The 25063-nt window shown below is 32.8% G+C and carries 29 protein-coding genes; 1 reads left to right on the top strand and 28 read right to left on the bottom strand.

Annotation, left to right across the window (positions count from 1 at the left end; translation table 11 throughout):
* Nucleotides 1–39 precede the first annotated feature (39 nt).
* From rfbB to GKZ88_RS18105, 10 genes are all read right to left on the bottom strand, one after another.
* Nucleotides 40–1086 carry a dTDP-glucose 4,6-dehydratase gene (gene rfbB / locus GKZ88_RS18150; RefSeq protein WP_155103727.1) on the bottom strand — a complete coding sequence of 349 codons (1047 nt, stop codon included), beginning with the start codon at nt 1084–1086 and terminating at the stop codon, nt 40–42.
* Nucleotides 1087–1097: 11 nt separating this feature from the next.
* Nucleotides 1098–2105, bottom strand: a complete 1008-nt coding sequence (locus tag GKZ88_RS18145; protein ID WP_155103726.1) for a mannose-1-phosphate guanylyltransferase — start codon at nt 2103–2105, stop codon at nt 1098–1100.
* A 31-nt stretch (nt 2106–2136) separates the two neighbouring features.
* Nucleotides 2137–3420 (bottom strand): nucleotide sugar dehydrogenase, encoded by a 1284-nt coding sequence (locus tag GKZ88_RS18140; RefSeq protein WP_155103725.1) that lies wholly within the window; start codon nt 3418–3420, stop codon nt 2137–2139.
* Nucleotides 3421–3713: 293 nt separating this feature from the next.
* Nucleotides 3714–4178 carry a UpxY family transcription antiterminator gene (locus GKZ88_RS18135; RefSeq protein ID WP_155103724.1) on the bottom strand — a complete coding sequence of 155 codons (465 nt, stop codon included), beginning with the start codon at nt 4176–4178 and terminating at the stop codon, nt 3714–3716.
* 83 nt (nt 4179–4261) lie between these two features.
* Nucleotides 4262–5653, bottom strand: a complete 1392-nt coding sequence (locus tag GKZ88_RS18130; RefSeq protein ID WP_155103723.1) for a UDP-glucose 6-dehydrogenase — start codon at nt 5651–5653, stop codon at nt 4262–4264.
* 21 nt (nt 5654–5674) lie between these two features.
* On the bottom strand, nt 5675–6664 hold the full coding sequence (locus tag GKZ88_RS18125; RefSeq protein ID WP_155103722.1) for an SDR family oxidoreductase: 990 nt from the start codon (nt 6662–6664) through the stop codon (nt 5675–5677).
* An 11-nt stretch (nt 6665–6675) separates the two neighbouring features.
* Complete coding sequence (locus tag GKZ88_RS18120; RefSeq protein WP_155103721.1) at nt 6676–9120, bottom strand: tyrosine-protein kinase; 2445 nt, start codon at nt 9118–9120, stop codon at nt 6676–6678.
* A gap of 27 nt (nt 9121–9147) precedes the next feature.
* Nucleotides 9148–9939, bottom strand: coding sequence for a polysaccharide biosynthesis/export family protein (locus GKZ88_RS18115; RefSeq protein WP_155103720.1), 792 nt, complete (start codon nt 9937–9939; stop codon nt 9148–9150).
* 71 nt (nt 9940–10010) lie between these two features.
* Entirely contained in the window at nt 10011–10631 is a 621-nt protein-coding gene (recR, locus tag GKZ88_RS18110) for a recombination mediator RecR (protein ID WP_155103719.1), read from the bottom strand.
* A gap of 153 nt (nt 10632–10784) precedes the next feature.
* Nucleotides 10785–11150 carry a CoA-binding protein gene (locus tag GKZ88_RS18105; protein ID WP_155103718.1) on the bottom strand — a complete coding sequence of 122 codons (366 nt, stop codon included), beginning with the start codon at nt 11148–11150 and terminating at the stop codon, nt 10785–10787.
* 152 nt (nt 11151–11302) lie between these two features.
* On the opposite strand from GKZ88_RS18105, the gene GKZ88_RS18100 reads away from it, so the two are divergent.
* A complete protein-coding gene (locus GKZ88_RS18100) occupies nt 11303–11929 on the top strand; it encodes a MarC family NAAT transporter (protein WP_155103717.1) in 627 nt (208 codons plus the stop codon).
* Between the two features lie 82 nt (nt 11930–12011).
* On the opposite strand, the gene GKZ88_RS18095 is transcribed toward GKZ88_RS18100, so the two are convergent.
* The 18 genes from GKZ88_RS18095 to rplF form a co-directional block, all read right to left on the bottom strand.
* On the bottom strand, nt 12012–12947 hold the full coding sequence (locus GKZ88_RS18095) for an arginine deiminase-related protein (RefSeq protein WP_155103716.1): 936 nt from the start codon (nt 12945–12947) through the stop codon (nt 12012–12014).
* Between the two features lie 90 nt (nt 12948–13037).
* Entirely contained in the window at nt 13038–13952 is a 915-nt protein-coding gene (locus tag GKZ88_RS18090) for an arginine deiminase family protein (RefSeq protein WP_155103715.1), read from the bottom strand.
* Nucleotides 13953–14016: 64 nt separating this feature from the next.
* A complete protein-coding gene (locus tag GKZ88_RS18085) occupies nt 14017–15294 on the bottom strand; it encodes a citrate synthase (RefSeq protein WP_155103714.1) in 1278 nt (425 codons plus the stop codon).
* A gap of 156 nt (nt 15295–15450) precedes the next feature.
* The gene (gene eno, locus GKZ88_RS18080) at nt 15451–16743 is read right to left on the bottom strand and encodes a phosphopyruvate hydratase (RefSeq protein ID WP_155103713.1); all 1293 of its coding nucleotides are present in this window, start codon (nt 16741–16743) and stop codon (nt 15451–15453) included.
* 101 nt (nt 16744–16844) lie between these two features.
* On the bottom strand, nt 16845–17963 hold the full coding sequence (gene carA, locus GKZ88_RS18075; protein WP_155103712.1) for a glutamine-hydrolyzing carbamoyl-phosphate synthase small subunit: 1119 nt from the start codon (nt 17961–17963) through the stop codon (nt 16845–16847).
* Between the two features lie 248 nt (nt 17964–18211).
* Nucleotides 18212–18703, bottom strand: a complete 492-nt coding sequence (gene rplQ, locus GKZ88_RS18070) for a 50S ribosomal protein L17 (protein ID WP_029272056.1) — start codon at nt 18701–18703, stop codon at nt 18212–18214.
* 62 nt (nt 18704–18765) lie between these two features.
* Nucleotides 18766–19758, bottom strand: coding sequence for a DNA-directed RNA polymerase subunit alpha (locus tag GKZ88_RS18065; protein WP_026109818.1), 993 nt, complete (start codon nt 19756–19758; stop codon nt 18766–18768).
* Nucleotides 19759–19779: 21 nt separating this feature from the next.
* The gene (gene rpsD, locus GKZ88_RS18060) at nt 19780–20385 is read right to left on the bottom strand and encodes a 30S ribosomal protein S4 (protein ID WP_029272055.1); all 606 of its coding nucleotides are present in this window, start codon (nt 20383–20385) and stop codon (nt 19780–19782) included.
* A 92-nt stretch (nt 20386–20477) separates the two neighbouring features.
* On the bottom strand, nt 20478–20861 hold the full coding sequence (rpsK, locus tag GKZ88_RS18055) for a 30S ribosomal protein S11 (protein ID WP_007803677.1): 384 nt from the start codon (nt 20859–20861) through the stop codon (nt 20478–20480).
* Nucleotides 20862–20869: 8 nt separating this feature from the next.
* Nucleotides 20870–21244 carry a 30S ribosomal protein S13 gene (rpsM, locus tag GKZ88_RS18050; protein ID WP_007803675.1) on the bottom strand — a complete coding sequence of 125 codons (375 nt, stop codon included), beginning with the start codon at nt 21242–21244 and terminating at the stop codon, nt 20870–20872.
* Nucleotides 21245–21246: 2 nt separating this feature from the next.
* Nucleotides 21247–21363, bottom strand: a complete 117-nt coding sequence (gene ykgO / locus GKZ88_RS18045) for a type B 50S ribosomal protein L36 (RefSeq protein ID WP_002987490.1) — start codon at nt 21361–21363, stop codon at nt 21247–21249.
* A 12-nt stretch (nt 21364–21375) separates the two neighbouring features.
* Entirely contained in the window at nt 21376–21591 is a 216-nt protein-coding gene (infA, locus tag GKZ88_RS18040) for a translation initiation factor IF-1 (RefSeq protein ID WP_007136545.1), read from the bottom strand.
* Nucleotides 21592–21598: 7 nt separating this feature from the next.
* Nucleotides 21599–22945 (bottom strand): preprotein translocase subunit SecY, encoded by a 1347-nt coding sequence (gene secY, locus GKZ88_RS18035; RefSeq protein WP_029272054.1) that lies wholly within the window; start codon nt 22943–22945, stop codon nt 21599–21601.
* Between the two features lie 12 nt (nt 22946–22957).
* Nucleotides 22958–23410, bottom strand: a complete 453-nt coding sequence (rplO, locus tag GKZ88_RS18030) for a 50S ribosomal protein L15 (RefSeq protein WP_155103711.1) — start codon at nt 23408–23410, stop codon at nt 22958–22960.
* A gap of 11 nt (nt 23411–23421) precedes the next feature.
* Nucleotides 23422–23604, bottom strand: coding sequence for a 50S ribosomal protein L30 (gene rpmD / locus GKZ88_RS18025; protein WP_017495010.1), 183 nt, complete (start codon nt 23602–23604; stop codon nt 23422–23424).
* A gap of 12 nt (nt 23605–23616) precedes the next feature.
* Entirely contained in the window at nt 23617–24141 is a 525-nt protein-coding gene (rpsE, locus tag GKZ88_RS18020) for a 30S ribosomal protein S5 (protein ID WP_085950926.1), read from the bottom strand.
* Between the two features lie 3 nt (nt 24142–24144).
* On the bottom strand, nt 24145–24495 hold the full coding sequence (gene rplR / locus GKZ88_RS18015) for a 50S ribosomal protein L18 (RefSeq protein ID WP_095952362.1): 351 nt from the start codon (nt 24493–24495) through the stop codon (nt 24145–24147).
* A gap of 11 nt (nt 24496–24506) precedes the next feature.
* On the bottom strand, nt 24507–25049 hold the full coding sequence (gene rplF / locus GKZ88_RS18010) for a 50S ribosomal protein L6 (protein ID WP_155103710.1): 543 nt from the start codon (nt 25047–25049) through the stop codon (nt 24507–24509).
* Nucleotides 25050–25063 lie beyond the last annotated feature (14 nt).

Here is a 25063-nt window from a genome sequence, read left to right as displayed (position 1 = left end):
AAATTATAATTTAAACTTAAAATTACTGTTTAAAAAAGTCTACGAATATTGCTTTTTATAATAATCTTTATATACTCCTGAAGTAACATTTTTTAGCCATTCTTCATTGTTTAGATACCAATTAATAGTTTTTTCTAAACCCTCTTCAAAAGTCACAGATGGTTTCCATCCTAATTCTTTATTAATTTTTGATGCGTCAATTGCATAACGTAAATCATGTCCTGGCCTGTCTTTAACATATGTGATAAGTCCTGCAGAAGTTCCATTTTCGCGTCCTAACTTTCCATCCATTATCTGACACAATAACTTAACTAAATCAATGTTTTTCCATTCATTAAATCCGCCAATATTATACGTTTCATGATTTTTACCTTCATGAAAAACTAAATCTATTGCAATAGCATGATCTTCAACAAAAAGCCAATCGCGGGTATAATTTCCATCACCATAGACTGGTAATGGCTTATTATTAATAATATTATTTATAAAAAGCGGAATTAATTTTTCAGGAAAATGGTAAGATCCATAATTATTTGAGCAATTTGTCAATACATATGGCAAACCATAAGTTTCTCCATATGCTCTTACAAAATGATCCGAACTTGCTTTTGAAGCAGAATACGGTGAATTAGGGTCATAAGAAGTAGTTTCTGTAAACAATCCTTCAGCCCCCAGTGAACCATAAACTTCATCTGTACTAATGTGATAGAATCTCTTTCCATCAAAATTATCTTTCCATTGATTTTTTGCTGCATTTAATAAATTCATTGTTCCGATAACATTGGTTTTAACAAAAGCCAAAGGATCTTCAATAGATCTATCAACGTGTGACTCGGCTGCTAAATGTAAAACCCCATCAAATTTATGATTCGAAAAAAGTTCATTGATAAAAGTTTCGTCAACAATATCGCCTTTTACAAAAGTATAATTAGGCTGATCTTCTATATCTTTAATATTCTCAAGATTTCCAGCATAGGTTAATGCATCTAGATTAAAAATTTGATAGTCTGGATATTTATTTACAAAACGTCTTACTACATGTGAACCTATAAAACCAGCACCGCCAGTGATAAGAATTTTTTTCATTTTAAATTTAATTAGTTTAGTAATTCAGAATTTTGTTTTTCTAATTCACTGTAAATATCTTTTACATCTTGTGAGTTTTCCTTCTGCAAAATCAAATTAGCTGAATCTGTATATACGAAAATAGTATTTTTTAATCCTAAAAAAGTAGTATGTTTATCAGAGCCGATAACCATATTACCATTTTGATCAGTTGGATGGCCTTTAGAAATTAGATAATCATAAACTGACTCAAATGATCCCAAATCTGACCAAGAGAAGGAAGCTGGGACAACTTTAATTTTTTTACTGCGTTCCATTACAGCATAGTCAATACTTATTGAAGGAATTTCTAATGAAAGATCTAAATCTAAGAACCCATCTTTACTTGATTCCCAGACAGCTTTGGATTTTTCATAAATATCTGGTTGAAATTGTTTTAACTCATCTAAAAGAACAGTTGCTTTAAAACAGAACATACCACTGTTCCATAAAAAGTTACCTCTCGCAATAAATTCTTTTGCTGTCGTTTCGTTTGGTTTTTCGCGAAACGAAATTACTTTATCGCCTTTAGATTCAATATAACCATATCCCGTTTCTGGTTTAGTTGGAATAACTCCAAACGTAACTATAAAACCATCATTAGCTTTTGAAACTGCTTCATCAATAGCGTTATTATAATTATCCATCAAATCTATAATATGATCTGAAGGAGTAACGATTAATATATCTTCGGGGTCAGAAGCAAATGCTGCAAATGCAATTGCTGCGGCAGTGTTACGAGGCGTAGCTTCAACAATATTGATATATGAAGTCAACGTTTTCTCCATTACTTTTCCGCTCAAATGATGATTATCGACATTCCCAACAACCATTACTTTATCAACCAAATGACTATTACGATCTACTGTCATTTCAAACAAAGATTTACCTTCGAAAATCTCTAAGTATTGTTTTGGCTGACTTTTTCGAGAAAGCGGCCATAATCTACTACCTACCCCTCCTGTTAAAATTACGTGTGTAATTGTTTTTTTTTCACTCATTATTTCTCTAAATAAAAAAGAATCTCAGCTACTATAATCTATTATCGGCTATAGTACCTAAAACTCCTTTTACATCATATAATAAACTATTATCTTTTTGCAACTCTGAAAAATTTAATTTTAAAAATTCAGCATGGGCAACACCTAGAACAATAGCATCAAATTTTTCTTTTGGAACTGAATTCACTGTAATCAATCCATATTCTTTTTGCACTTCTTTTATATTTGCTAAAGGATCATAAATTGTAACCGATATTCCATATTCTTTCAATGATCTAATAACATCAACTATTTTAGTATTTCTAACATCTGGACAGTTTTCCTTAAAAGTAATACCTAACATTAAGAGACTTGCTCCATTAACTGAAATACCTTTTTTGATCATTAATTTAACTACCTGCGAAGCAATATACTCACCCATACTATCATTTAAACGTCGTCCTGCCAAAATTATTTCAGGATGATAACCAAATTCTTGGGCTCTTTGTGCTAAATAATAAGGATCAACACCTATGCAGTGCCCTCCAACCAAACCAGGTTTAAAAGGCAAAAAATTCCATTTTGTTGCTGCTGCCGCTAATACTTCCTGAGTATCGATATTCATTAAATTAAATATCTTCGCAAGCTCATTCACAAAAGCGATATTTATATCTCTCTGTGAATTTTCTATAACTTTAGCCGCTTCAGCAACTTTTATTGTTGGTGCTAAATGAGTCCCAGCAGTTATTACTGATTTGTATAATGCATCAACTTTTAGTCCAATTTCTGGTGTTGAGCCAGAGGTTACTTTTAGAATCTTCTCTACAGTATGTTCTTTATCACCAGGATTAATTCGTTCAGGAGAATATCCTGCATAAAAATCAACATTTAACTTAAGTCCAGAAACCTCTTCTAAAACAGGAACACATTGCTCTTCTGTAACACCTGGATAAACAGTCGATTCATAAATAACAATATCTCCTTTTTTTAATATTTTACCAACTGTTTCACTTGATTTATATAAAGGAGTCAAATCTGGACGATTATTTCGATCGACTGGAGTTGGCACCGTAATTATAAAATAATTACAATCTGACATATCTGCCGCGATACTTGTACAAAACAGTCCAACTTCTGCTGTAGGTTTATCAACTAGCACTTTGTGCAAATCATCCTGATCAACCTCTAATGTTGAATCTACTCCAGATTTTAAACTGGCGACTCTCGATTCGTTAATATCAAATCCAACAACTGGGTATTTTGTAGCAAATAATCTTGCCAAAGGAAGACCAACATAACCTAAACCTATAACAGCTATTTTTATGTTTTCGTTCATTTAAAAAATATTAGCTTTAATCATTACAACACATGGCTTCGCCATTCCAAGTCCCATTTATTTGCTCGGTTTACTAAAAAAGTATATTCTCGGCAAATATAACATAATAACTCAATTTATTCAATACGGTTTCCCGTAATACTATATAACAAAAAATAAGAAAAAAACTAAAAAATACCAACCTACTACTAATCAGGTCGTAAAAAAACAGCCATTAAAAAAAACAGGAAAAAAAATCTAAAATAAGACGATTTAATTTCCTGTTTTTTATTTCTGTTATTTCAGCGCAATTCCTATTTATATTTAATCTTTAGCACACAACCCAAAGATTCTAACACCAATATATAATGTGTTTTTGAAACTTCCTGTACAATTGCATCTTGATTACTAAAAGCTCCCGATTCTAATTTTATTCTGTCACCCACTTGAATTGAAGCTACTGTAATATCACTTACATTAGCAGCCTTAAGACTAGATTTAATTATATTAATCTCTTCATCACGAACAATTGCCGGTTTCCCTAACCAAAACAAGTATCTTACAACTCCCGGAACATTAAAAACTGAATTCCGATCAATTTCAGAAAGCTGTACAAACACATAGGAGTTAAAAAGAGGAACTTCAACTTTTTTCTTTCTGTCTGACCATTGTTTCACCTGAGTAATTAAGGGACAATAACATTCAACACCAATCTGCGTAAGTTTCTCTGCCACTTTTTTTTCCCATTTGGGCTTTGTATAAACCACATACCAATTCATAACTCTAATTTATTGAAATAAAATCCACAACACCACCCTCATTATTAACTTAATATTAAATTTTACCTCAATATCAATTGCAATTAAGAACCTATTCTTTTGTAAATAAATCCAATCGACTCAATTTCTTTTACATTCAATATATTTCGCCCATCAAATAGGAAAGCAGGTTTATGCATGGAATCATATATTTTTTGCCAATCATAAGTAACAAATTCATCCCATTCGGTAAGAATTGCAATTGCATGTGCACCTTCGCAAGCCTTATAAGGATCATTAAATATATCGAGCGCATTACTATTTTCTTCACTTGATCTAGTCTGCAAATAATCCAAGTCACTCAGCATTTTATTTCTTGATACTTTAGGGTCATATACTGCAATTTTAGCCTGCTCATTGATCAAATCATCAGCTACATAAATTGCTGCAGATTCACGTGTATCATTTGTGTCTTTTTTGAAAGCCCATCCTAAAAATGTTATCTTTTTATCAGCAACAGTGTTGTACAATGTCTGAACTATCTTATTTGAAAATCTCCTTTTTTGATGATCATTCATTATGATTACCTGTTCCCAATAGTCAGCTACTTCATTCAAACCATATGATTTAGCGATATAAACCAAATTCAAAATGTCCTTTTGAAAGCAAGAACCGCCAAAACCTACTGAAGCCTTCAAAAACTTTGATCCAATTCTACTATCCATTCCAATTGCTTTTGCAACTTCACTCACATCGGCACCTGTTTTTTCACACAATTCAGACATCGCATTAATAGAAGATATACGTTGTGCCAAAAATGCATTAGCAGTAAGTTTAGACAACTCTGAAGACCAAACATTCGTTGTTAAAATCTTATCTTTATCAACCCAGTTTGCATAAACTTCAACCAAAGCATTTATTGCATCTTCACCTTCTGGTGTAGTATCTCCACCAATTAAGATTCTATCAGGACTCAATAAATCTGTTACAGCAGTCCCTTCTGCTAAAAATTCTGGATTAGATAGAATTTGAAATTGCACTCCATTTCCAGTATTATCTAAAATGCTTTTTATAGCTTCCGCTGTTCTTACCGGCAGGGTAGATTTTTCTACAACTATTTTATTTTGCTTTGCAACTTTTGCAATTTGCCTAGCACATAATTCAATATATTTCAAATCAGCCGCCATACCTTTTCCTTTACCATAGGTTTTAGTAGGCGTATTAACTGATATAAAAATTACCTGGGCATCATCTATTGCTTTTTCAACATCTGTAGAAAAAAACAAATTTCTATCTCTTGCTTCGGCTACAATTTCAGATAAACCTGGCTCATAAATTGGAATATTCTCTGTATTTGGATCATTCCAATCCTTAATTCTTTGCTCATTCAAATCAACTACAGTAACTTGAATGTGTGGACATTTTTGAGCTATAACTGCCATTGTTGGACCTCCAACATAACCTGCACCTATGCAACAAATTTTTGTTATTTTCATTTATAATACTATTATCTTAGTCTACTGTTCTCTTAAATTATTCCAATACCAATTTACAGCTTCTTTCAAACCTTCCTGCAAAGAATATTTAGGGTTATAGCCCAATATTTTTTTTGCTTTATCAATACTAGCTAATGAATGGGGAATATCTCCCGCTCTATTATCAGTATAGATAATTTGAATATCTGCAATTTTTGGATCAAAGTCTGAAAGATATTTTTTTAAATATCTTGTCAAATCATTTAGTGTATTTCGCTCACCAAATGCGGTATTGTAAACTGTATTTACAGCTTCAGGGTTTTGGCTTTTCATTGCCAATTCATTCATCTGAATTACATTTTCTATATATGTAAAATCTCTTGAGTAATTCCCGTCACCATTTATAATTGGACTTTCATGTTTCATTAATTGCATAACAAATTTTGGAATTACAGCGGCATAAGCTCCCTGCGGATCTTGTCGTCTTCCAAAAACATTAAAATAACGCAGACCTACAGTTTCCAAACCATACGTTCTGCTAAAAATATCAGCATATAATTCGTTTACATATTTTGTAATAGCATAGGGAGATAATGGTTTACCAATTACCTCTTCAACTTTTGGCAATCCAATAGAATCTCCATATGTTGAAGAACTGGCGGCATATACAAAACGTTTTACTTTTTCATCCCTAGAAGCAACCAGCATATTTAGAAACCCCGAAACATTTACATCATTTGTGGCAATTGGATCATTTATAGACCTCGGAACAGAGCCCAAAGCTGCCTGGTGCAAAACATAATCAACGCCTTTAACAGCTAAAGCGCAATCCGTAATATTTCGAATATCACCTTCTATTAATCTAAAATTTGGGTTTTGAATAAAACTATCCAAATTACGACGATGACCAGTTGAAAAGTTATCTAAACAAACTACTTTATTACCCAGCTCTAAAAAATATTCACACAAATTTGAGCCAATAAATCCTGCTCCACCAGTAATTAAAATAGTATTTCGATTAGATGTTTCCATTTGAAGCAAATTTATTTCTTTCTCAATTTATTTAAAAAAGTTTTTACAGGGCTTATTTTTTTCTCTTCATCAAGATAGCCATTAGAATAATCTCCATATCCATAACCATATCCGTAAGCAGATCCATATTTTGCCTTATTTTCGTAACCATTCAAAACAATGCTTGCATTATTTAACTCCCCACTCTTAACTCTTGTGTTCAACAACGTAATCATATCTTTTTTAGTATAGTTCTGTCGAACAATATATAATGTCACATCTGAATATTGAGACAGTTCCAGAGCGTCAGAAACTAAACCAACAGGAGGCGTATCTAAAATGATGTAATCGTATTTCTGTTTTAACTCATCAATCAATTCACGCATAGAATCACTTAAAATCAATTCTGATGGATTTGGCGGGATTGGTCCAGAAAGTATAACATCAAGATTTGGAATCTTTGTTGAGTTCGTAATTTCTCCCAAACTATTTTGCTTAATTAAATAGTTGACAACACCTATTTGATTTATTAAGTTAAATTCATCAGCTAATCTTGGTTTTCTTAAATCTAAACCTACAATCACTGTTTTCTTTTCGCTTAAAGCGAAAACTGTAGCAATGTTTATAGAACAAAATGTTTTACCTTCTCCACTTATAGACGAAGTAATCATCAAAGTTTTCGAACCGTTCACTTGCTGTTTTTTGTACAAAAACTGCAATGATGATCGAATTGCTCTAAAAGATTCAGAAAGGGCCGATTTTGGCTTATCAAAAACGGCAAGGTTAGCTCCTTTATTAACACCAACTACTCCAATTATTGGTATCTGGCTTAATTTAGTTACATCTTCTGTATTTTGAATAGAATTATTAATAAAGAAAATAGCCAGAACAATTAATAAAGGGATCAAAACACCTAAAAACAAAGCCAAGATGTAATTTACAGAAGTCTTTGGCCCCACTAACCCACCACCAATATCTTTCGCCGGATCAATAAAATGAATATCTGACAAATTAGATGCTTTAACAATTTCTGCTTCATTTCGTTTTTGTAAAAATGTCGTATAAATATTGTCATTTAAATCATATTTTCTTTGAATTTTCAATAGCTCTTGCTGTTCTTCCGGAAGTCTTTTAATTGTATTTTCAGCCTCCCCGATTTTTGCATTTATTAAAGATAGATCATAAAGCAATGATGACTTTGCAGAAACAATATTTTCTAGCAAAACACTTTTTACAGCCTCCATTTGATTGTCAAAATCTTTAAAAATTTTGTCACTTTTGACAGCATAAGCCATTTCAGATCTTTGAGTAGAAAGTGCTATTAACTTAGAAATATTTGCGACAATATTAGGATCATCAATTCCTGCTACAGATGGAGCTGGAAGTCTTGAATAATCAACACTATTATTCAAATAAGCTTTTAGTGAATTATAGTACGTTATTTTTCTGGTTACTTGGTCTTTTGCAACATCAAAATCCGTTATTTTATCAGAAAATTTAGCACCCCCGCCTTCTATTTCATATATGTTTTTATCTTTTCTAAATGATTTCAACTCATTTCCAGTTTGTTTCAATTGAGACTCCATGGCGACAAGTGTGCTATCAATAAATTTAATAGTGTTATTCGCAAATTGGTTTTTGCCATCAAGCTGGATCTTAATCAACATCTTAACTGTTGAGTTAAGATACTCAACAAGTCTCGCTTTATTTGTCCCCTGCATTCCTAATGTCAATATGGAACCTCCCTTATCATCAGAACTAACATCTATACCTTTATAACGAGAAACTGTTCCATCAAAATCATTAAACCTGACAAAATATTCGTTCCCTTCATACAAACCAGGGTTATCATTAATTTGCAGTTTCCAGTTTAAAAAAGGCAGAGAAACCTTTTCCCCAACTTTATATCTTTTTACAAATTCTACAGGCTGAACAGCAGTTTTAGAATATAAATTTTCAGCATAATTAATAAGTGAAACCGAATTGCTTTCAAACGGTATATGTACTTCGTACACATTTGCACTGATAAACTTAATTTTAATTAACGTATTAGCTAACTGTCCTCTTGATTTATCAATATCCACATAAAAAGGCACAGCACCATAAGAGTCAATCAAGTTATATTTACCCATTGTAAGGTAGTCTACATAATATTGTAATTTACTAACTACCAGCTCATTATGAGATCTTGATTGCAATATGGTTGTTATTCCACTTACTTGATCAGAAATACCTCCCCAATTAAAGACTAAGCTTGTATTAGAAGTGAAAAACGGATTGCTTTCTTCTTTAATTGAAATCAGTGTCTGCATTCCGTAAATTTTTTCTTTACGAATATTTACTTGATATGCAATAGTAAGCGCAATGATTAAACTTACTAAGAACCATTTCCAATAACTTAGAATCTTCAACAACAAACCTTTAAAATCAAAACTTGATTGATTTTCAAAAATCGAAAAATCTTTTATATCTAACATCCTCTGAATCTCGTTTTTGTTTTAAAGTTATTTTAAAATTAAATAAACTGTTGTTGCCAGTGATAATAAAGTAATAATTGTGCCAATTGACTGAATTCCTGTCTGACCAGTCCCCCAAGTTTTTTGTCTCAAAGGTTTTACATAAATATAATCGTTAGGCTGTAAATAATAGTACGGCGATTTCATTACGTTGACATCAGTAAGATCAATCTCGTTCATTTGAACTCCAGTGGGAGTCTGACGAATTATTGTTACTGCTTTTCTATTTCCAACTGTATTAATATCTCCTGCATTTGCGACAGCCTCCATAATATTAACATGTTCTTGAAACAGCGTTTTTGTTCCAGTACTTCCTACTTCTCCATTTATCGTATATCTAAAACCTGCTAACTTCACAGTAACAAAAATGTTTGCCTCTGTTTTAAAATATTCTTCAAGTAATTTTTTCTCAATCATCACTCGAACTTCTTCTAAAGTATAGCCAATAACGTTTACTTCTCCTAATATTGGAATTCTAATATTCCCATGATCATCAACAGTAAAACCATCAAAATATAAGGCTGCTTCCGACCTTCCTGTTGTCGAATTAGCATTTTCTGATTTACTAAAAATCGAAACTAATTTAGGATCTATAGCCTTTATAGTAATACTTAAAACATCATTAACCTGTAATCGATAAGGTTTTGTTTCGACTGCAACAACAGCGTTTTTCTCTTCAGAACTATTTTTATCCTGAAGATATACCAAATCTTTTATTGGTATACATGAGGTAAAAAGCATACTAACCAGCAACAGAATATAAAAACTATTTTTTGTCATTATTGAAATTTTAGCGCAAATATAGCTTTTCCTTTAATCTTCAGAAAATCTATATTTTATTTGGGGGTTGTTTAATTATTTTTGAATGTTTTTTCAAAAGGAACACGATGTAAAATACTTCTGCCTAAGGTAACTTCATCAGCATATTCTAGTTCATCACCTACCGAAATTCCTCTTGCAATAGTTGAAATTACAATTTGAGATTCAGCAATTTGCTTATAAATATAAAAATTGGTCGTATCTCCTTCCATAGTTGAACTAAGTGCAAAAATGATTTCTATTACTTTTCCAGATTTAACTTTTTCAACTAAACTTGAAATATTTAACTGACTCGGACCAACACCTTCAATTGGAGAAATTTTTCCACCAAGTACATGATAAATACCTTTGTACTGACCTGTATTTTCGATCGCCATGACATCACGAATATCCTCTACAACACAAATAATCTGCTGATTTCTTGAAACGTTAGCACAAATTTCGCAGATTTTGGTATCTGAAATATTATGGCAGTTTTCACAAAACTTAATATCCTCTCGCATGTTTAACAAAGCTTGTGACAGAAATCCTGTTTGCTCTTTTGGCTGTTTAAGCAAATGAAGAACCAATCGCAAAGCTGTACGCTTGCCAATACCTGGCAATTGCGACATTTCGTTAACCGCTTTCTCTATTAATTTTGATGAAAATTCCATGTCGACAAAAGTAACATTTTTAACGGTATCAAAGACTTTGAAACAATTAAATTCAAACTTTTAAGAAATTCACATTTAATGATCTTTCTACCTGTAAATAAAAGACAAAGCTTTCCAATAAAATTGTAAAGCTGACAAAAAAGTTTCGTATAATTAATATTGATTTGTTGCCAACAAAACCAACGTACAAGCAACTTCTACTTTAATATTATTTAATTCCAACAATTGGTATAATTCTGGATTTTCAGTTCCAGGATTAAAAATAACTCTTTTAGGTTGTGCTTCGATAATGTAATTATAATAATCACGTTGTCGGCTTGGGTTCAAATATAAAGTAACGGTATCAATATTTTTAACCGGAATTTGTTTTGTATAAATTTTTACTCCGGCAACTTCTCCAGCATTTTGGCCAATCGCTAATACTGTGTGTCCTTTTTGAGTAAGCATATTTATAGCTCTAAATGCATAACGATCTGGTTTTGTCGTTGCACCAAGAAGCAAAGTTTTTTTATTTTTCATCTTTTTAATTTAAAACGCAAAAGTAGTTAAAAAGAATGAGCTTAGCTTACCTTATTGATTCAGAATATTGACTCTAAAAAAATAATAACATAATGTAAAACATTCTGTCTATATAAAAATTTAACTACTTTTACTTGACTAACCAAAACTTTATGGATCTATTCATTTATTTATTTGCCGCACTTTTTTCAGTATTAAACCCAATTGGCACTGTCCCTATTTTTGTCGGATTGACACAGCATGATTCGCAAAAAGAACGTTCAAGAATTTCTCTTTGGACAGCCATAAATGTTGGTATAATTTTATTGGTTTCTTATTTTATAGGCCAATATGTTTTAACTTTTTTTGGAATAAGCATTGATGCATTACGAATTGCAGGAGGAATTGTAATTGTAAATTCAGGATTTTCATTATTATCAGGAAAGTTCAACAAGAAACGAGGCATTAACAAAAAGATCGAAAACGAAGCTCAACAGAGAAACGACATTGCGTTAACACCTCTAGCAATTCCAATGCTTGCAGGTCCTGGATCAATGTCATTGTTAATAGCTTTCTATCAAGAACATCATCAAATGGAAGAAATCATTTTTTCATGTCTTGCAATTTTAGCAATTGCTGTAGTCATTTTTGCAATTTTAAAAAGTGCTCACTACCTTGCCAGAATACTTGGAGCTTCAGGAATCGTAGCAATATCAAGAATAGTTGGTTTTATTGTAATTTCTATCGGAATTCAATATATCGTAAGCTCAATCGTAAATATTATAAAAGGAAATTTTTAACACAAAGCATCTTTTTTAAAACATAAAAAAAGGGATAAAACTTTACGCTTTATCCCTTTTTATTTTATCTAAATTGCTTTTCCTAATTTCTCGGCAAAAATACTTCAGCCATCATACATCGTGCGCTTCCACCTCCGCAAGCCTCAATAGTATCTAGGCTTGAACTCAAAATTTCAGCATGTTTTTCTAATTGCGCAATTTGTTTTGCAGTCAAACTCTGATGTGCTGATGCACTCATCACAATATATTTTTTATCGTTTGTTCCTCTAACTTCCAGCATATTTCCTGCGAAATTATTTACTTGATCTTCGGTAATTAAAATAATTTCCTTCTTATCATCTTTCAAATTATCAAGAACCATTTTGCGCTCTTTTTTATCATCGATGCAATCTGCACAAATAACTGCAAAAGTTTCACCAAGACACATCATCACATTTGTATGATAGATTAGTTTTCTTTCGCCATCAACAGTTTGAAAAGCTTCAAAAATTACAGGTGCATAATCAAAATCTTCACAAAATTCGATAAATAATTCCTCATCTGCACGAGGCGACAATGCACAATATGCTTTTGCGTTAGCACGATCTAAAAGCAAACTTCCTGTTCCTTCTAAAAAATAACCATCATCTTCTGCCGAAGTATAATCCATTATATTAGAAATTTCAAAACCCTTTTCTTCTAAAGTGTCTAAAATATCCTCGCGACGTTCTTGACGTCTATTTTCAGCAAACATTGGATAAAGAGCTACATCGCCATTTTCATGAAATGAAACCCAGTTATTCGGAAAAATACTATCCGGAGTATCTGTTTCTAAAGTATCTTCGATTACAGTTACATCAACTCCAACATCTCTAAGTTTTTCAACAAAAGCATCAAATTCCTGCTGCGCTTTTGCATTCACAGTACTTGGCAATAAACCGTCTAATACTTTTTGGTAATAATTATTAACTGCAGTCTGCTCATTCATTCTGAAAGCAACTGGCCTAATCATTACGATTGCGTTTGTTGTCTGTTTCATTTTTTTATATTTTTTTGTTTCAAGTTTTAAGTTTCAGATCTCACGTTATACAAAACTTGAAACCTGAAACTTGAAACTCAAAAACTATTTTTAGTCTCTAATTAATGGCAAAGTTGAACATCTCAGCAAACCTTCTTGCTTTGCAATTTCAGCATACGGAATCTCTTCAACTGTAAAACCATTTGCACGCAGCCAATTATTTAATCGAGTGAAATTTTTCTCAGAAACCACAACATTTTTATCAATAGAAAATACATTCGAAAACATGTTATACATTTCATTTCTTTCGATATGAAATAAATTTTCTTTTCCAAAAAAATTTACCAAATACAGATAATCAGCTTCTTCACGAAAACCTCTTTTATAAATAATCCCCTTATTCTCACCAACTGGCTGAAAACAACAATCTAAGTGCAATGCATTATCTCTGGCTTCTAATTTAGATTTAACCAAATCGAATTCTTTTACAATTTTATTTGGAAACAGCTCTTTAATAAAATTAACACCATGCATATTAGTTCTAGCTGTGATATAATCTTTGTAATCACTTCCTTTATAAGTACCAATAAAGATATGATCATTCCAAAGCATAACATCGCCACCTTCAATATGAACTTCTTCTGGCGGGCGAACTACTTTTTGCGGTTCGATTTGATCAATTACATATTGAATAGCATCTAATTCGCGTTCGCGATCAGGCAGTATATTCGATTTTACAAAAACATCATCAATTACAAATCCTATATCTCTGGCAAAAATCTGATTATAATTCTCGATCATTTCTGGACGATAAACTTTTACATCATATTTTTTAAAAACAGAATTAAAAGCTTCCATCTCAAGAACCATGTCTTTTTCTATTGGATATGTTCCTGCTTTAATATGTTCCAATGACTTAGGGTCATAAGCTTCCTCTAAGGTTGGAGTTGGCCCATTATGAACGGCTGAACCTAAAACTACAGCGCGCAGTCTTGAAGTTTCGTTCTTTACATTTAATTGCAACATGACTTTATTATATTTTGAGCAAAGATAAAAAAAGCTTCACATTGTAAGTGAAGCTTTCTGTTTTTTATTTGTTACGTTTAAATTCTCTCAAAGGATGACCTGTGTAAATTTGTCTTGGTCTTCCAATTGGCTCTTTGTTTTCACGCATTTCTTTCCATTGTGCGATCCAGCCTGGAAGTCTTCCAATAGCGAACATAACAGTAAACATATCTGTTGGAATCCCTAATGCTCTGTAAATAATTCCAGAATAGAAATCCACATTAGGATATAAGTTTCTTGATTTGAAGTACTCATCTTCAAGAGCTGCAGCTTCTAATTTCTTAGCAATTTCTAAAATCGGGTCATCAACACCTAAAGTTTCTAAAACTTCTTTAGCTGCTTTTTTAATGATTTTTGCTCTTGGATCAAAATTTTTATATACTCTATGACCAAATCCCATTAAACGGAAAGGGTCATTTTTATCTTTTGCTTTCGCCAAAAATTTATCAGTATCTCCACCATCATTGTTGATATCTTCCAACATTTCAAGTACAGCTTGATTAGCACCTCCATGAAGAGGTCCCCAAAGTGCAGAAACTCCAGCAGAAACTGATGCAAATAAACCAGCATGAGAAGAACCAACCATTCTTACTGTTGAAGTAGAACAGTTTTGTTCGTGATCTGCATGAAGAATAAACAATTTATCTAATGCATTAACAATTACAGGATTTGCCGCATAAGGTCCAGTAGGCAGTTTAAACATTAACTGCATAAAGCTCTCAACATATCCTTTTGTGTTATCATAATAATTCAAAGGATAACCCATTGATTTTCTGTATGTCCAAGTTGCAATAACTAAAAACTTAGCCATTGTTTTGCAAATTGCCTCATACATTTCTTTTTCATTATCAACATTTACCGCTTTTGGATTAAAAGCAGTTAAAGCGCTTGTTAAAGCAGATAATACGCCCATTGGATGCGCAGTTTTTGGAAAACCGTCAATGATATTTTTCATTTCTTCGTTTACTAACGAATGTTTTTTAATACCATTTTCAAATTGTTCCAATTCTGCAGCAGTAGGCAATTCTCCAAAAATTAAAAGATATGACACTTCTAAAAAACTAGCTTTATCAGCTAAATCTTCGATTGAGTATCCTCTATAACGCAAAATTCCTAATTCTCCGTCTAAGAAAGTGATTTCACTTGTACAAGATCCCGAGTTTTTATAACCTGGATCAATTGTAATAACACCTGTTAAGTCACGTAATTTGTTAATATCGATAGCTGATTCATTTTCGCTCCCTGTGATAACCGGAAGTTCAATTTTTTTACCATCTACTTCTAATGTAGCTATTTTTGACATAATATAATCGGGAATAATTCTATAAAATAATAATTTATCAAATCTAATGAATTTCAGACTAACTAAAAAAAGAATCCTGCTATGAATTTGTTAAAACTCCAAAAAAAAACCATTCGTTAACACGAATGGTTTCTTTTCAATATATAACTCTTACAATTATTTGATCTTGAAAGCGTTTAACCCAGGGAAATAAGCAGTACTTCCTAGTTCTTCTTCAATTCTTAATAATTGGTTGTATTTAGCCATACGATCAGAACGTGAAGCAGAACCCGTTTTGATTTGTCCACAGTTTAAAGCAACTGCTAAGTCAGCAATTGTATTATCTTCTGTTTCTCCAGAACGGTGAGACATAACTGAAGTATATCCAGCGTTTTTAGCCATATTTACTGCAGCAATAGTTTCTGTCAAAGTTCCAATTTGGTTTACTTTTACTAAAATTGAATTCGCAATTCCTTTTTCGATTCCAGTTGACAAACGAGCAACGTTAGTTACAAATAAATCATCTCCAACTAATTGTACTTTATGTCCAATTTTGTCTGTTAAATATTTCCATCCATCCCAGTCATCTTCATACATACCATCTTCGATAGAAATAATTGGATATTTAGCAGCAAGTTCAGCTAAATAATCCGCTTGCTCTTCAGAAGTTCTGATTTTTCCAGTTTCTCCTTCAAATTTAGTATAGTCGTATTTACCGTTTACATAAAACTCAGAAGCCGCACAGTCAAGCGCAATCATAATTTCGTCACCGAAAGTATATCCTGCTTTTTCAACTGCTAGCTTGATAGTATCTAAAGCATCTTCAGTACCACCAGCTAAGTTTGGAGCAAAACCTCCTTCATCACCAACAGCTGTACTTAAACCTCTGTCGTGTAATACTTTTTTCAAGCTGTGGAAAATTTCAGTTCCCATTTGCATAGCATGTGTAAAAGAAGTTGCTTTTACTGGGAAAATCATAAATTCTTGAAATGCGATAGGTGCATCAGAGTGAGAACCACCATTGATGATATTCATCATTGGCACAGGTAATGTATTAGCAGAAACTCCACCTACATATCTGTATAAAGGCAATCCAAGTTCATTTGCAGCAGCTTTAGCAGCAGCTAAAGAAACTCCTAAAATAGCATTAGCTCCTAATTTTGATTTATTTGGAGTCCCGTCTAAATCAATCATTAATTGATCGATAGTATTTTGTTCAAAAACAGAAGTCCCAACTAATTCTTCAGCAATAACAGTATTTACATTATTCACTGCATTCAAAACTCCTTTACCTAGATAAGCTTTACCTCCATCACGTAATTCAACAGCTTCGTGCTCTCCAGTTGATGCTCCAGATGGAACAGCAGCTCTACCTAAAACCCCATTTTCAGTTACTACATCAACTTCAATAGTTGGGTTTCCTCTAGAATCAAGAATTTGTCTTGCGTGAACTTTAATTATAATACTCATTATTTTTGTTTTTTTATTAATAAATTATATTTTTTTTCGAAATTATAAAAATATTTAATAGAAAAAATGCATTCTAACTATTAAACACCTTTATTTATTAACTATATCGTTTTAGCAGAAGCTTCTTTGATGTTCTCTACGAATTGATCGAATAAATAAGACGAATCATGTGGCCCAGGACTAGCTTCTGGGTGATACTGTACAGAAAAACAATTTTTGTTTTTCATGCGCATACCCGCTACCGTACCATCATTTAAATGTAAGTGTGTAATTTCTAAATCTGGATGATTATCTAACTGTTCTTTATTCACAGCAAAACCGTGATTCTGAGAAGTGATTTCACCTTTACCTGTAATTAAATTTTTCACAGGATGATTAATTCCGCGGTGTCCGTTAAACATTTTATAAGTTTGAACTCCATTTGCCAAAGCAATAACTTGATGTCCTAAACAAATTCCAAATAATGGTTTATCATCAGCCAATATTTCTTTTGCAACTTCGATAGCTCCAAAAAGAGGATCTGGATCTCCAGGCCCATTAGACAAGAAATACCCATCAGGATTAAATTCAGCCATATCTTTATATGTCGAATTATATGGATAAACTTTAATGTAGCAATCTCTTTTGGCAAGATTTCTTAAAATATTTTTCTTAATTCCAAGATCTAATGCCGAAACTTTGTAAGTCGCATTTTCATCACCAAAAAAATAAGGCTCAGTAGTTGATACTTTTGATGCCAACTCTAAACCTTCCATGTTTGGCACATTTGCCAATTCTTTTTTCAAATCTTCAATTGAAGTTCCATCAGTACAGATCACGGCATTCATAGCACCATTATCGCGGATATAACTTACAAGTGCACGAGTATCAACATCGGAAATACAGATTAGATTCTGCTTCGCAAAGTAATCTTCTAAGCTTCCTGAAGCCAATTCGCGAGAAAAATTAAAACTGAAGTTTTTACAAACTAAACCAGCAATTTTGATACTATCAGATTCTACCTCCAAATCATTAACACCATAATTTCCAATGTGAGCATTTGTTGCTACCATTATTTGTCCAAAATAAGAAGGATCTGTAAAAATCTCCTGATATCCAGTCATTCCAGTATTAAAACAAACTTCACCAAAAGTCTTACCGCTAATTCCGATAGATTTTCCGTGAAAAATTGTCCCATCACTTAATAGTAAAATGGCGCTTTGTCGTGTAGTGTATTTCATTCTTTAATTTGTGTTGTTTTATAATTTTTGCTTAAAACGCGCAAACCGCGTTTCAATTGAAATTAGATATTTTGCAAATTTACTTCTTTAAAAGAGTGCTTCCAAGATTTTTTAAAAATTTCCTTCATAAAAATAAAACCTACTTACTGAAATAAGTTAAATTTCATCTAGTTTAAAAAAAATCAAAAAAAAAGGATAAACTAAAAATTAGCTTATCCTTGATTTCTATAGAATCATTACTTTCATAATTATTCAGAAGCTTCAGTAGTCGATTCTGATTCAGCAGCAGGAGCTTCTGGAGTAGTCTCCTCAGCTTTTTTAGCTTTACCACCACGACGGCTTTTTGCTTTTTTAACTTCTTTTTTACCTCCATTGTAAAGTTCATTGAAATCTACAAGTTCGATCATTGCCATATCAGCATTATCTCCCAAACGATTTCCAACTTTAATGATACGAGTGTATCCACCTGGGCGGTCACCAACTTTAGCAGCTACGTCTCTGAACAAGTCAGTTACAGCATATTTACTACGTAAGTAAGCAAAAACAATACGACGGTTGTGAGTCGTATCTTCTTTTGATTTTGTGATTAAAGGCTCAACGAATTGTTTAAGCGCTTTAGCCTTAGCAACAGTAGTGTTAATACGTTTGTGCTCGATAAGAGAACAAGCCATATTAGCTAACATAGCTTTTCTATGTCCAGTCTGTCTGCTTAAGTGGTTGAATTTTTTTCCGTGTCTCATGACGTGTTTTTTTTATCTTCATCTTGCTACAATCCGCTATGGAGAGCAAAATATGAAGTAAATTATTCTTTATCTAATTTGTATTTAGCTAAGTCCATTCCGAAAGTTAAATTTTTAACTGCAACAAGTTCATCAAGTTCAGTTAAAGATTTTTTACCAAAATTACGGAATTTCATTAGGTCATTTTTATTGAACGATACTAAATCACCAAGTGTATCAACTTCAGCCGCTTTCAAGCAATTTAATGCTCTTACAGATAAATCCATATCAACAAGCTTAGTTTTAAGCAATTGTCTCATATGCAATGACTCTTCATCATACGATTCTGTTTGTGCAATTTCGTCAGCCTCAAGTGTAATTCTTTCGTCAGAAAACAACATGAAATGGTGAATTAAAACTTTGGCAGCTTCAGTAAGGGCATCTTTTGGATTAATAGAACCATCAGTTTTAATTTCAAAAACTAATTTTTCATAATCTGTTTTTTGCTCAACACGGAAGTTTTCAATTGCATATTTTACATTTTTTACCGGAGTAAAAATCGAATCTGTAAAAATGGTTCCAATTGCAGCATTCTGTTTTTTGTTCTCTTCAGCAGGAACGTATCCTCTACCTTTTTCGATAGTTAAATCGAAGTTCAATTTGATTTTAGAATCTAAATTACAGATAACAAGGTCTGGATTCAAAACTTGGAAACCTGAAATAAATTTCTGAAAATCACCTGCTGTCAATTGATCTTTACCAGAAACAGAAATTGTAACTGCTTCATTATCGATATCTTCAATCTGACGTTTGAAACGCACTTGTTTTAGATTAAGGATAATTTCGGTAACATCTTCAACAACACCTGAAATAGTAGAAAACTCATGATCTACACCTTCGATACGAACAGATGTAATTGCATAACCTTCTAATGCTGAAAGCAAAACTCTTCTAAGTGCATTACCAACTGTCAATCCGTAACCAGGTTCTAAAGGTCTAAATTCAAATTTACCTTCAAAATCGGTTGAATCGATCATGATAACTTTATCGGGCTTTTGAAAATTAAATATTGCCATAAATTTCGACTAAGTCAATTATTATTTGTTGTACAACTCTACGATTAATTGTTCTTTAATGTTTTCTGGAATTTGAAGTCTTGCAGGTACAGAAACGAAAGTTCCTTCTTTAAGATCATTGTTCCAAGTAATCCATTCATAAACATGACTTGAATTTGATAAAGAACGTTCGATAGCTTCTAAAGATTTAGATTTTTCACGAACTGCAACTTTATCACCAGGCTTAAGGTGGTAAGAAGGAATATTTACAACTTCACCATTAACAGTAATGTGTCTGTGAGATACAATTTGACGAGCACCTCTTCTAGATGGAGCAATTCCCATTCTAAAAACAACATTATCCAATCTTGCTTCGCATAATTGTAATAAAACTTCACCAGTTACACCTTTAGTTGCTGATGCTTTTTCGAATAAATTTCTGAATTGTTTTTCTAAAATTCCGTAAGAATATTTAGCTTTTTGCTTTTCCATTAACTGAACAGCGTACTCAGATTTTTTTCCTCTTTTTTTAGCCATCCCGTGTTGTCCAGGTGGGTAATTTCTTTTTTCGAAAGATTTATCATCTCCGAAGATTGCTTCGCCAAATTTACGAGCGATTCTTGTGCTAGGACCAGTATATCTTGCCATTTTAATTTGTTTAAGATAGAGATTATGAATTCAGGTCTTATCCTTCGATAATCTATGTTCTATCTAGGTTATACTATAATAAATTTTGAGTATTAAACTCTACGTCTTTTTGGAGGACGACATCCGTTGTGAGGCATTGGAGTAACATCGATAATCTCTGTAACTTCAATTCCACCGTTATGAATAGAACGGATAGCAGACTCACGTCCGTTTCCTGGTCCTTTTACATAAACTTTAACTTTTTTAAGTCCTGCCTCAAGAGCTACTTTGCTGCAATCTTCTGCTGCCATCTGAGCTGCATACGGAGTGTTCTTTTTAGAACCTCTGAAACCCATTTTACCAGCTGAAGACCAAGAAATAACTTCACCTTTCTTATTTGTCAACGAAATAATGATGTTGTTGAAAGTGGCAGAAATATGAGCTTCACCCGTTGATTCAACGATAACTTTACGTTTTTTTGCAGTTGCTTTAGCCATATTACTTATTATTTAGTTGCTTTTTTCTTGTTAGCAACAGTTTTTCTTTTACCTTTTCTTGTTCTAGAGTTGTTTTTAGTTCTTTGTCCTCTTAACGGAAGACCAGATCTATGACGGATACCTCTGTAACAACCAATATCCATTAAACGTTTGATGTTCAAAGAAACTTCAGAACGTAATTCTCCTTCAATTTTGTAAAATGAAACTGCATCACGAATTGCTCCGATTTCGTCATCATTCCAATCTTGAACTTTTTTATCTTGGCTAACTTGAGCTTTTTCTAAAATCTCAATAGCTCTACTTCTTCCTAATCCAAAGATATAGGTAAGTGCGATAACACCTCTTTTGTTTTTTGGGATATCTACCCCTGCTATTCTTGCCATAATTATCCTTGTCTTTGTTTAAATCTAGGATTCTTTTTGTTTATTACGTACAGTCTCCCTTTTCTACGCACGATAATGCACTCGGCACTTCTCTTTTTTACTGATGCTCTAACTTTCATAGTAATTATCCTTTAATATCGATAAGTAATTCTTGCTTTTGACAAATCATAAGGACTCATTTCTAGTTTCACTTTATCACCAGGTAATAACTTGATGTAATGCATTCGCATCTTACCAGAAATATGAGCAATTACAATATGTCCATTTTCTAACTCCACACGGAACATCGCATTTGACAATGCTTCAATGATTGATCCGTCTTGTTCTATTGCTGATTGTTTTGCCATAAATATATTAAGCTACCGCTTTTCTATTTTTACCAGTCTTCATTAAACCATCATAATGTTTGTTTAACAAGTATGAATTGATTTGCTGAATAGTGTCTATTGCAACCCCAACCATAATTATTAATGAGGTACCTCCAAAAAACATTGCCCAAGATTGTTGTACATCCATAATACTTACAACAATGGCTGGGAACACAGCAATCAAAGCAAGGAATAAAGATCCTGGGAAAGTTATTAAAGACATCACTTTATCTAGGAAGTCTGAAGTTTCAGCTCCTGGGCGAACGCCAGGAATAAAACCACCACTTCTTTTTAAATCATCAGCCATTTTGTTCGTAGGAACAGTAATTGCAGTATAGAAAAATGTAAATACAATAATTAAAGTTGCAAATACAAAATTATACCAAAAACCGAACATATTACTAAATGCTCCAACAATAGATTGTGATGTATCTGATTTAGATAATCCAGCTACAGCTGCAGGTATAAACATAATTGCCTGAGCAAAAATGATTGGCATAACTCCAGAAGCATTAAGCTTAAGAGGAATCCATTGTCTATTACCACCTGCCAAATCTTGCTCATAGTCTCCTGTTGTAGTACGACGAGCGTACTGTACAGGAATTCTACGTACTGCCATTGTAAGCAATACACAAGAAATAATTACTAATAACCATACAATAATTTCAATGGCCATTAACATCAAGCCTCCAGTATTATTTGTAACTACAGACTTAAATTCTTGCATAAAAGCTTGTGGTAAACGAGCTAAAATACCAACCATAATCAATAATGAAATTCCATTTCCAATACCTTTATCAGTAATTTTTTCACCTAGCCACATAGCAAAAATAGTACCAGTAACTAAAATGATTACAGACGAGAATAAAAATTCAGGCGAATTAAAGCCTAGTAGAAAAGCACTACCAGGCAATGTTCTGTATAAATTATAGATATAAGTTGGACCTTGAACCAATGTAATAGCAATAGTTAACCAACGTGTAATTTGATTAATCTTTTTTCTACCACTCTCTCCATCATTTTGAAGTTTTTGTAAATAAGGAATAGCAATTCCCATTAACTGAACAACAATAGATGCAGAAATATAAGGCATAATTCCTAAAGCAAAAACTGAAGCTTTAGAAAATGCACCTCCGGTGAACATGTCTAGGATAGATCCTAAACCATTTTTAGTTTGTCCTGCTAACCCCATCAATTGAGTTGCGTCAATTCCAGGAAGCGTAACGTGTGCTCCAAAACGATATACTAAAAGTAATCCTAAAGTAATTAGAATTCTATTCTTTAGTTCTTCGATTTTCCAAACATTGCTAATTGATTCAATAAATTTCTTCATACAATAGAAAAATTATATTGTTACAGCCTCTCCACCAGCAGCTTCAATAGCAGCTTTTGCAGTAGCAGTAAATTTGTGAGCAGTTACTTTTAATTTTGCTTTCAATTCTCCTCTTCCTAAAATCTTAACGATTTCATTTTTAGAAGCTAGACGGTTTGCAACAAATTCTGCCATAGAAACAGAATCAGTAATCACACCTTTGTCTACTAATAATTGAAGCGTATCTAAATTAACACCTTCGTATTCTTTACGATTGATGTTTGTGAAACCAAACTTAGGCACACGTCTTTGAAGTGGCATTTGCCCTCCTTCAAAACCAATCTTTTTAGAATAACCAGAACGAGATTTTGCTCCTTTGTGACCTCTTGCAGCAGTGCCACCTTTTCCAGAACCTTCTCCTCTACCTAATCTTTTATTTTGATTGTGTGTTGACCCTTCAGCTGGTTGTAAGTTACTTAAATTCATAACAGTATTTGTTATTTAGCTTCTTCTACAGAAACTAAGTGTTTAACTTTGTTTATCATCCCAAGGATAGCAGGGTTTGAATCATGCTCTACAACTTGTCCCATTTTACGTAGACCCAAAGCTTCCAAACCTCTCTTTTGAGAAAGAGGGCAGTTGATTTTGCTTCTTACTTGTTTTACTAATAATTTAGCCATAATTTCCTTGAATTAACCTTTAAAAACTTTTTCTAAAGAAACACCTCTTTGTTTTGCAACAGTATGAGCGCTTCTCATTTGTAATAAAGCATCAAAAGTTGCTTTCACTACGTTATGAGGATTTGATGATCCTTGAGATTTAGATAATACATCGTGAATACCTACTGATTCAAGAACTGAACGAACAGCTCCACCAGCAATAACTCCTGTACCATGAGACGCAGGAATTAAGAATACACGTGCACCACCAAATTTACCTTTTTGTTCGTGAGGAACAGATTGTCCATTCAAAGGAATTTTTACTAAATTTTTCTTAGCATCTTCTACTGCTTTCGCAATTGCTTCAGAAACGTCTTTAGATTTTCCTAATCCATGACCAACTACTCCATTTTCATCACCTACAACTACAATAGCAGAAAAACCGAAAGCTCTACCACCTTTTGTAACCTTAGTAACACGATTAACACTTACCAGACGATCTTTAAGTTCAAGACCACTTGGTTTTACCAATTCTACATTTTTGTATTTAGACATAATATATTAGAATTTAAGTCCAGCCGCTCTTGCGCCTTCTGCTAATGATTTAATACGACCGTGATATAAATATCCACCTCTATCAAAAGTGATGGTATCAATCCCAGCTTTTAACGCTTTCTCGGCAACTAGTTTTCCAACAGCAGCAGCGATTTCAACGTTAGTACCTTTTCCTATTTCTTTTTCTCTAGAAGATGCAGCTAATATAGTAACTCCATTTACATCATCAATGATTTGAGCGTAAATTTCTTTATTACTTCTAAATACAGATAGTCTTGGCTTAGCAGCAGAACCACTAATCGTTTTTCTAATTCTGAATTTAATTCTCTGTCTTCTTTCAGATTTTGTTAATGACATAATCTTATTTTTTAAGCTGATTTACCTGCTTTTCTTCTTAATACTTCACCCACAAATTTAACACCTTTACCTTTATATGGCTCTGGCTTACGGAAACCTCTGATTTTCGCAGCAACTTGACCTAAAAGTTGTTTATCAAATGATGTTAATTTTACGATAGGGTTCTTACCTTTTTCAGATATTGTTTCTAAAGCTACTTCTGGAGCAATTTCTAAAACAATATTGTGAGAATATCCAAGTGCTAAATCTAATTTTTGACCTTGGTTTGAAGCTCTATAACCAACTCCAACTAATTCTAGTTCTTTAGTAAAACCTTCATTTACACCAACAATCATATTATTGATTAATGATCTGTATAATCCGTGTTTTGCTCTATGGTCTTTATGATCAGACGATCTTTCAACTTGAACTTGATCGCCTTCAACAGTTACATTTACGTCCGAAAACTCCTGAACTAGTTGACCTTTTTTTCCTTTTACCGTAATAATACCGTCTTTAACTTCAACAGTTACACCAGCAGGGATTACAATTGGGCTTTTACCTATTCTTGACATCTTTATCTAGTGTT

Origin of the sequence: Flavobacterium sp. LC2016-01, from assembly GCF_009711135.1 — a bacterium.
Taxonomy (GTDB): Bacteria; Bacteroidota; Bacteroidia; order Flavobacteriales; family Flavobacteriaceae; genus Flavobacterium.
The sequence above is the reverse complement of the archived record's forward strand: the minus strand, read 5'-3'. Positions and strand labels throughout refer to the sequence as shown.

Bases quoted from the DNA above. Each gene is read 5' to 3' on its own strand.
- rfbB (WP_155103727.1), bottom strand. From the start codon at position 1,086: ATGAAAAAAATTCTTATCACTGGCGGTGCTGGTTTTATAGGTTCACAT.
- GKZ88_RS18145 (WP_155103726.1), bottom strand. From the start codon at position 2,105: ATGAGTGAAAAAAAAACAATTACACACGTAATTTTAACAGGAGGGGTA.
- GKZ88_RS18140 (WP_155103725.1), bottom strand. From the start codon at position 3,420: ATGAACGAAAACATAAAAATAGCTGTTATAGGTTTAGGTTATGTTGGT.
- GKZ88_RS18135 (WP_155103724.1), bottom strand. From the start codon at position 4,178: ATGAATTGGTATGTGGTTTATACAAAGCCCAAATGGGAAAAAAAAGTG.
- GKZ88_RS18130 (WP_155103723.1), bottom strand. From the start codon at position 5,653: ATGAAAATAACAAAAATTTGTTGCATAGGTGCAGGTTATGTTGGAGGT.
- GKZ88_RS18125 (WP_155103722.1), bottom strand. From the start codon at position 6,664: ATGGAAACATCTAATCGAAATACTATTTTAATTACTGGTGGAGCAGGA.
- GKZ88_RS18120 (WP_155103721.1), bottom strand. From the start codon at position 9,120: ATGTTAGATATAAAAGATTTTTCGATTTTTGAAAATCAATCAAGTTTT.
- GKZ88_RS18115 (WP_155103720.1), bottom strand. From the start codon at position 9,939: ATGACAAAAAATAGTTTTTATATTCTGTTGCTGGTTAGTATGCTTTTT.
- recR (WP_155103719.1), bottom strand. From the start codon at position 10,631: ATGGAATTTTCATCAAAATTAATAGAGAAAGCGGTTAACGAAATGTCG.
- GKZ88_RS18105 (WP_155103718.1), bottom strand. From the start codon at position 11,150: ATGAAAAATAAAAAAACTTTGCTTCTTGGTGCAACGACAAAACCAGAT.
- GKZ88_RS18100 (WP_155103717.1), top strand. From the start codon at position 11,303: ATGGATCTATTCATTTATTTATTTGCCGCACTTTTTTCAGTATTAAAC.
- GKZ88_RS18095 (WP_155103716.1), bottom strand. From the start codon at position 12,947: ATGAAACAGACAACAAACGCAATCGTAATGATTAGGCCAGTTGCTTTC.
- GKZ88_RS18090 (WP_155103715.1), bottom strand. From the start codon at position 13,952: ATGTTGCAATTAAATGTAAAGAACGAAACTTCAAGACTGCGCGCTGTA.
- GKZ88_RS18085 (WP_155103714.1), bottom strand. From the start codon at position 15,294: ATGTCAAAAATAGCTACATTAGAAGTAGATGGTAAAAAAATTGAACTT.
- eno (WP_155103713.1), bottom strand. From the start codon at position 16,743: ATGAGTATTATAATTAAAGTTCACGCAAGACAAATTCTTGATTCTAGA.
- carA (WP_155103712.1), bottom strand. From the start codon at position 17,963: ATGAAATACACTACACGACAAAGCGCCATTTTACTATTAAGTGATGGG.
- rplQ (WP_029272056.1), bottom strand. From the start codon at position 18,703: ATGAGACACGGAAAAAAATTCAACCACTTAAGCAGACAGACTGGACAT.
- GKZ88_RS18065 (WP_026109818.1), bottom strand. From the start codon at position 19,758: ATGGCAATATTTAATTTTCAAAAGCCCGATAAAGTTATCATGATCGAT.
- rpsD (WP_029272055.1), bottom strand. From the start codon at position 20,385: ATGGCAAGATATACTGGTCCTAGCACAAGAATCGCTCGTAAATTTGGC.
- rpsK (WP_007803677.1), bottom strand. From the start codon at position 20,861: ATGGCTAAAGCAACTGCAAAAAAACGTAAAGTTATCGTTGAATCAACG.
- rpsM (WP_007803675.1), bottom strand. From the start codon at position 21,244: ATGGCAAGAATAGCAGGGGTAGATATCCCAAAAAACAAAAGAGGTGTT.
- ykgO (WP_002987490.1), bottom strand. From the start codon at position 21,363: ATGAAAGTTAGAGCATCAGTAAAAAAGAGAAGTGCCGAGTGCATTATC.
- infA (WP_007136545.1), bottom strand. From the start codon at position 21,591: ATGGCAAAACAATCAGCAATAGAACAAGACGGATCAATCATTGAAGCA.
- secY (WP_029272054.1), bottom strand. From the start codon at position 22,945: ATGAAGAAATTTATTGAATCAATTAGCAATGTTTGGAAAATCGAAGAA.
- rplO (WP_155103711.1), bottom strand. From the start codon at position 23,410: ATGAATTTAAGTAACTTACAACCAGCTGAAGGGTCAACACACAATCAA.
- rpmD (WP_017495010.1), bottom strand. From the start codon at position 23,604: ATGGCTAAATTATTAGTAAAACAAGTAAGAAGCAAAATCAACTGCCCT.
- rplR (WP_095952362.1), bottom strand. From the start codon at position 24,495: ATGTCATTAACAAAATCTGAAAGAAGACAGAGAATTAAATTCAGAATT.
- rplF (WP_155103710.1), bottom strand. From the start codon at position 25,049: ATGTCAAGAATAGGTAAAAGCCCAATTGTAATCCCTGCTGGTGTAACT.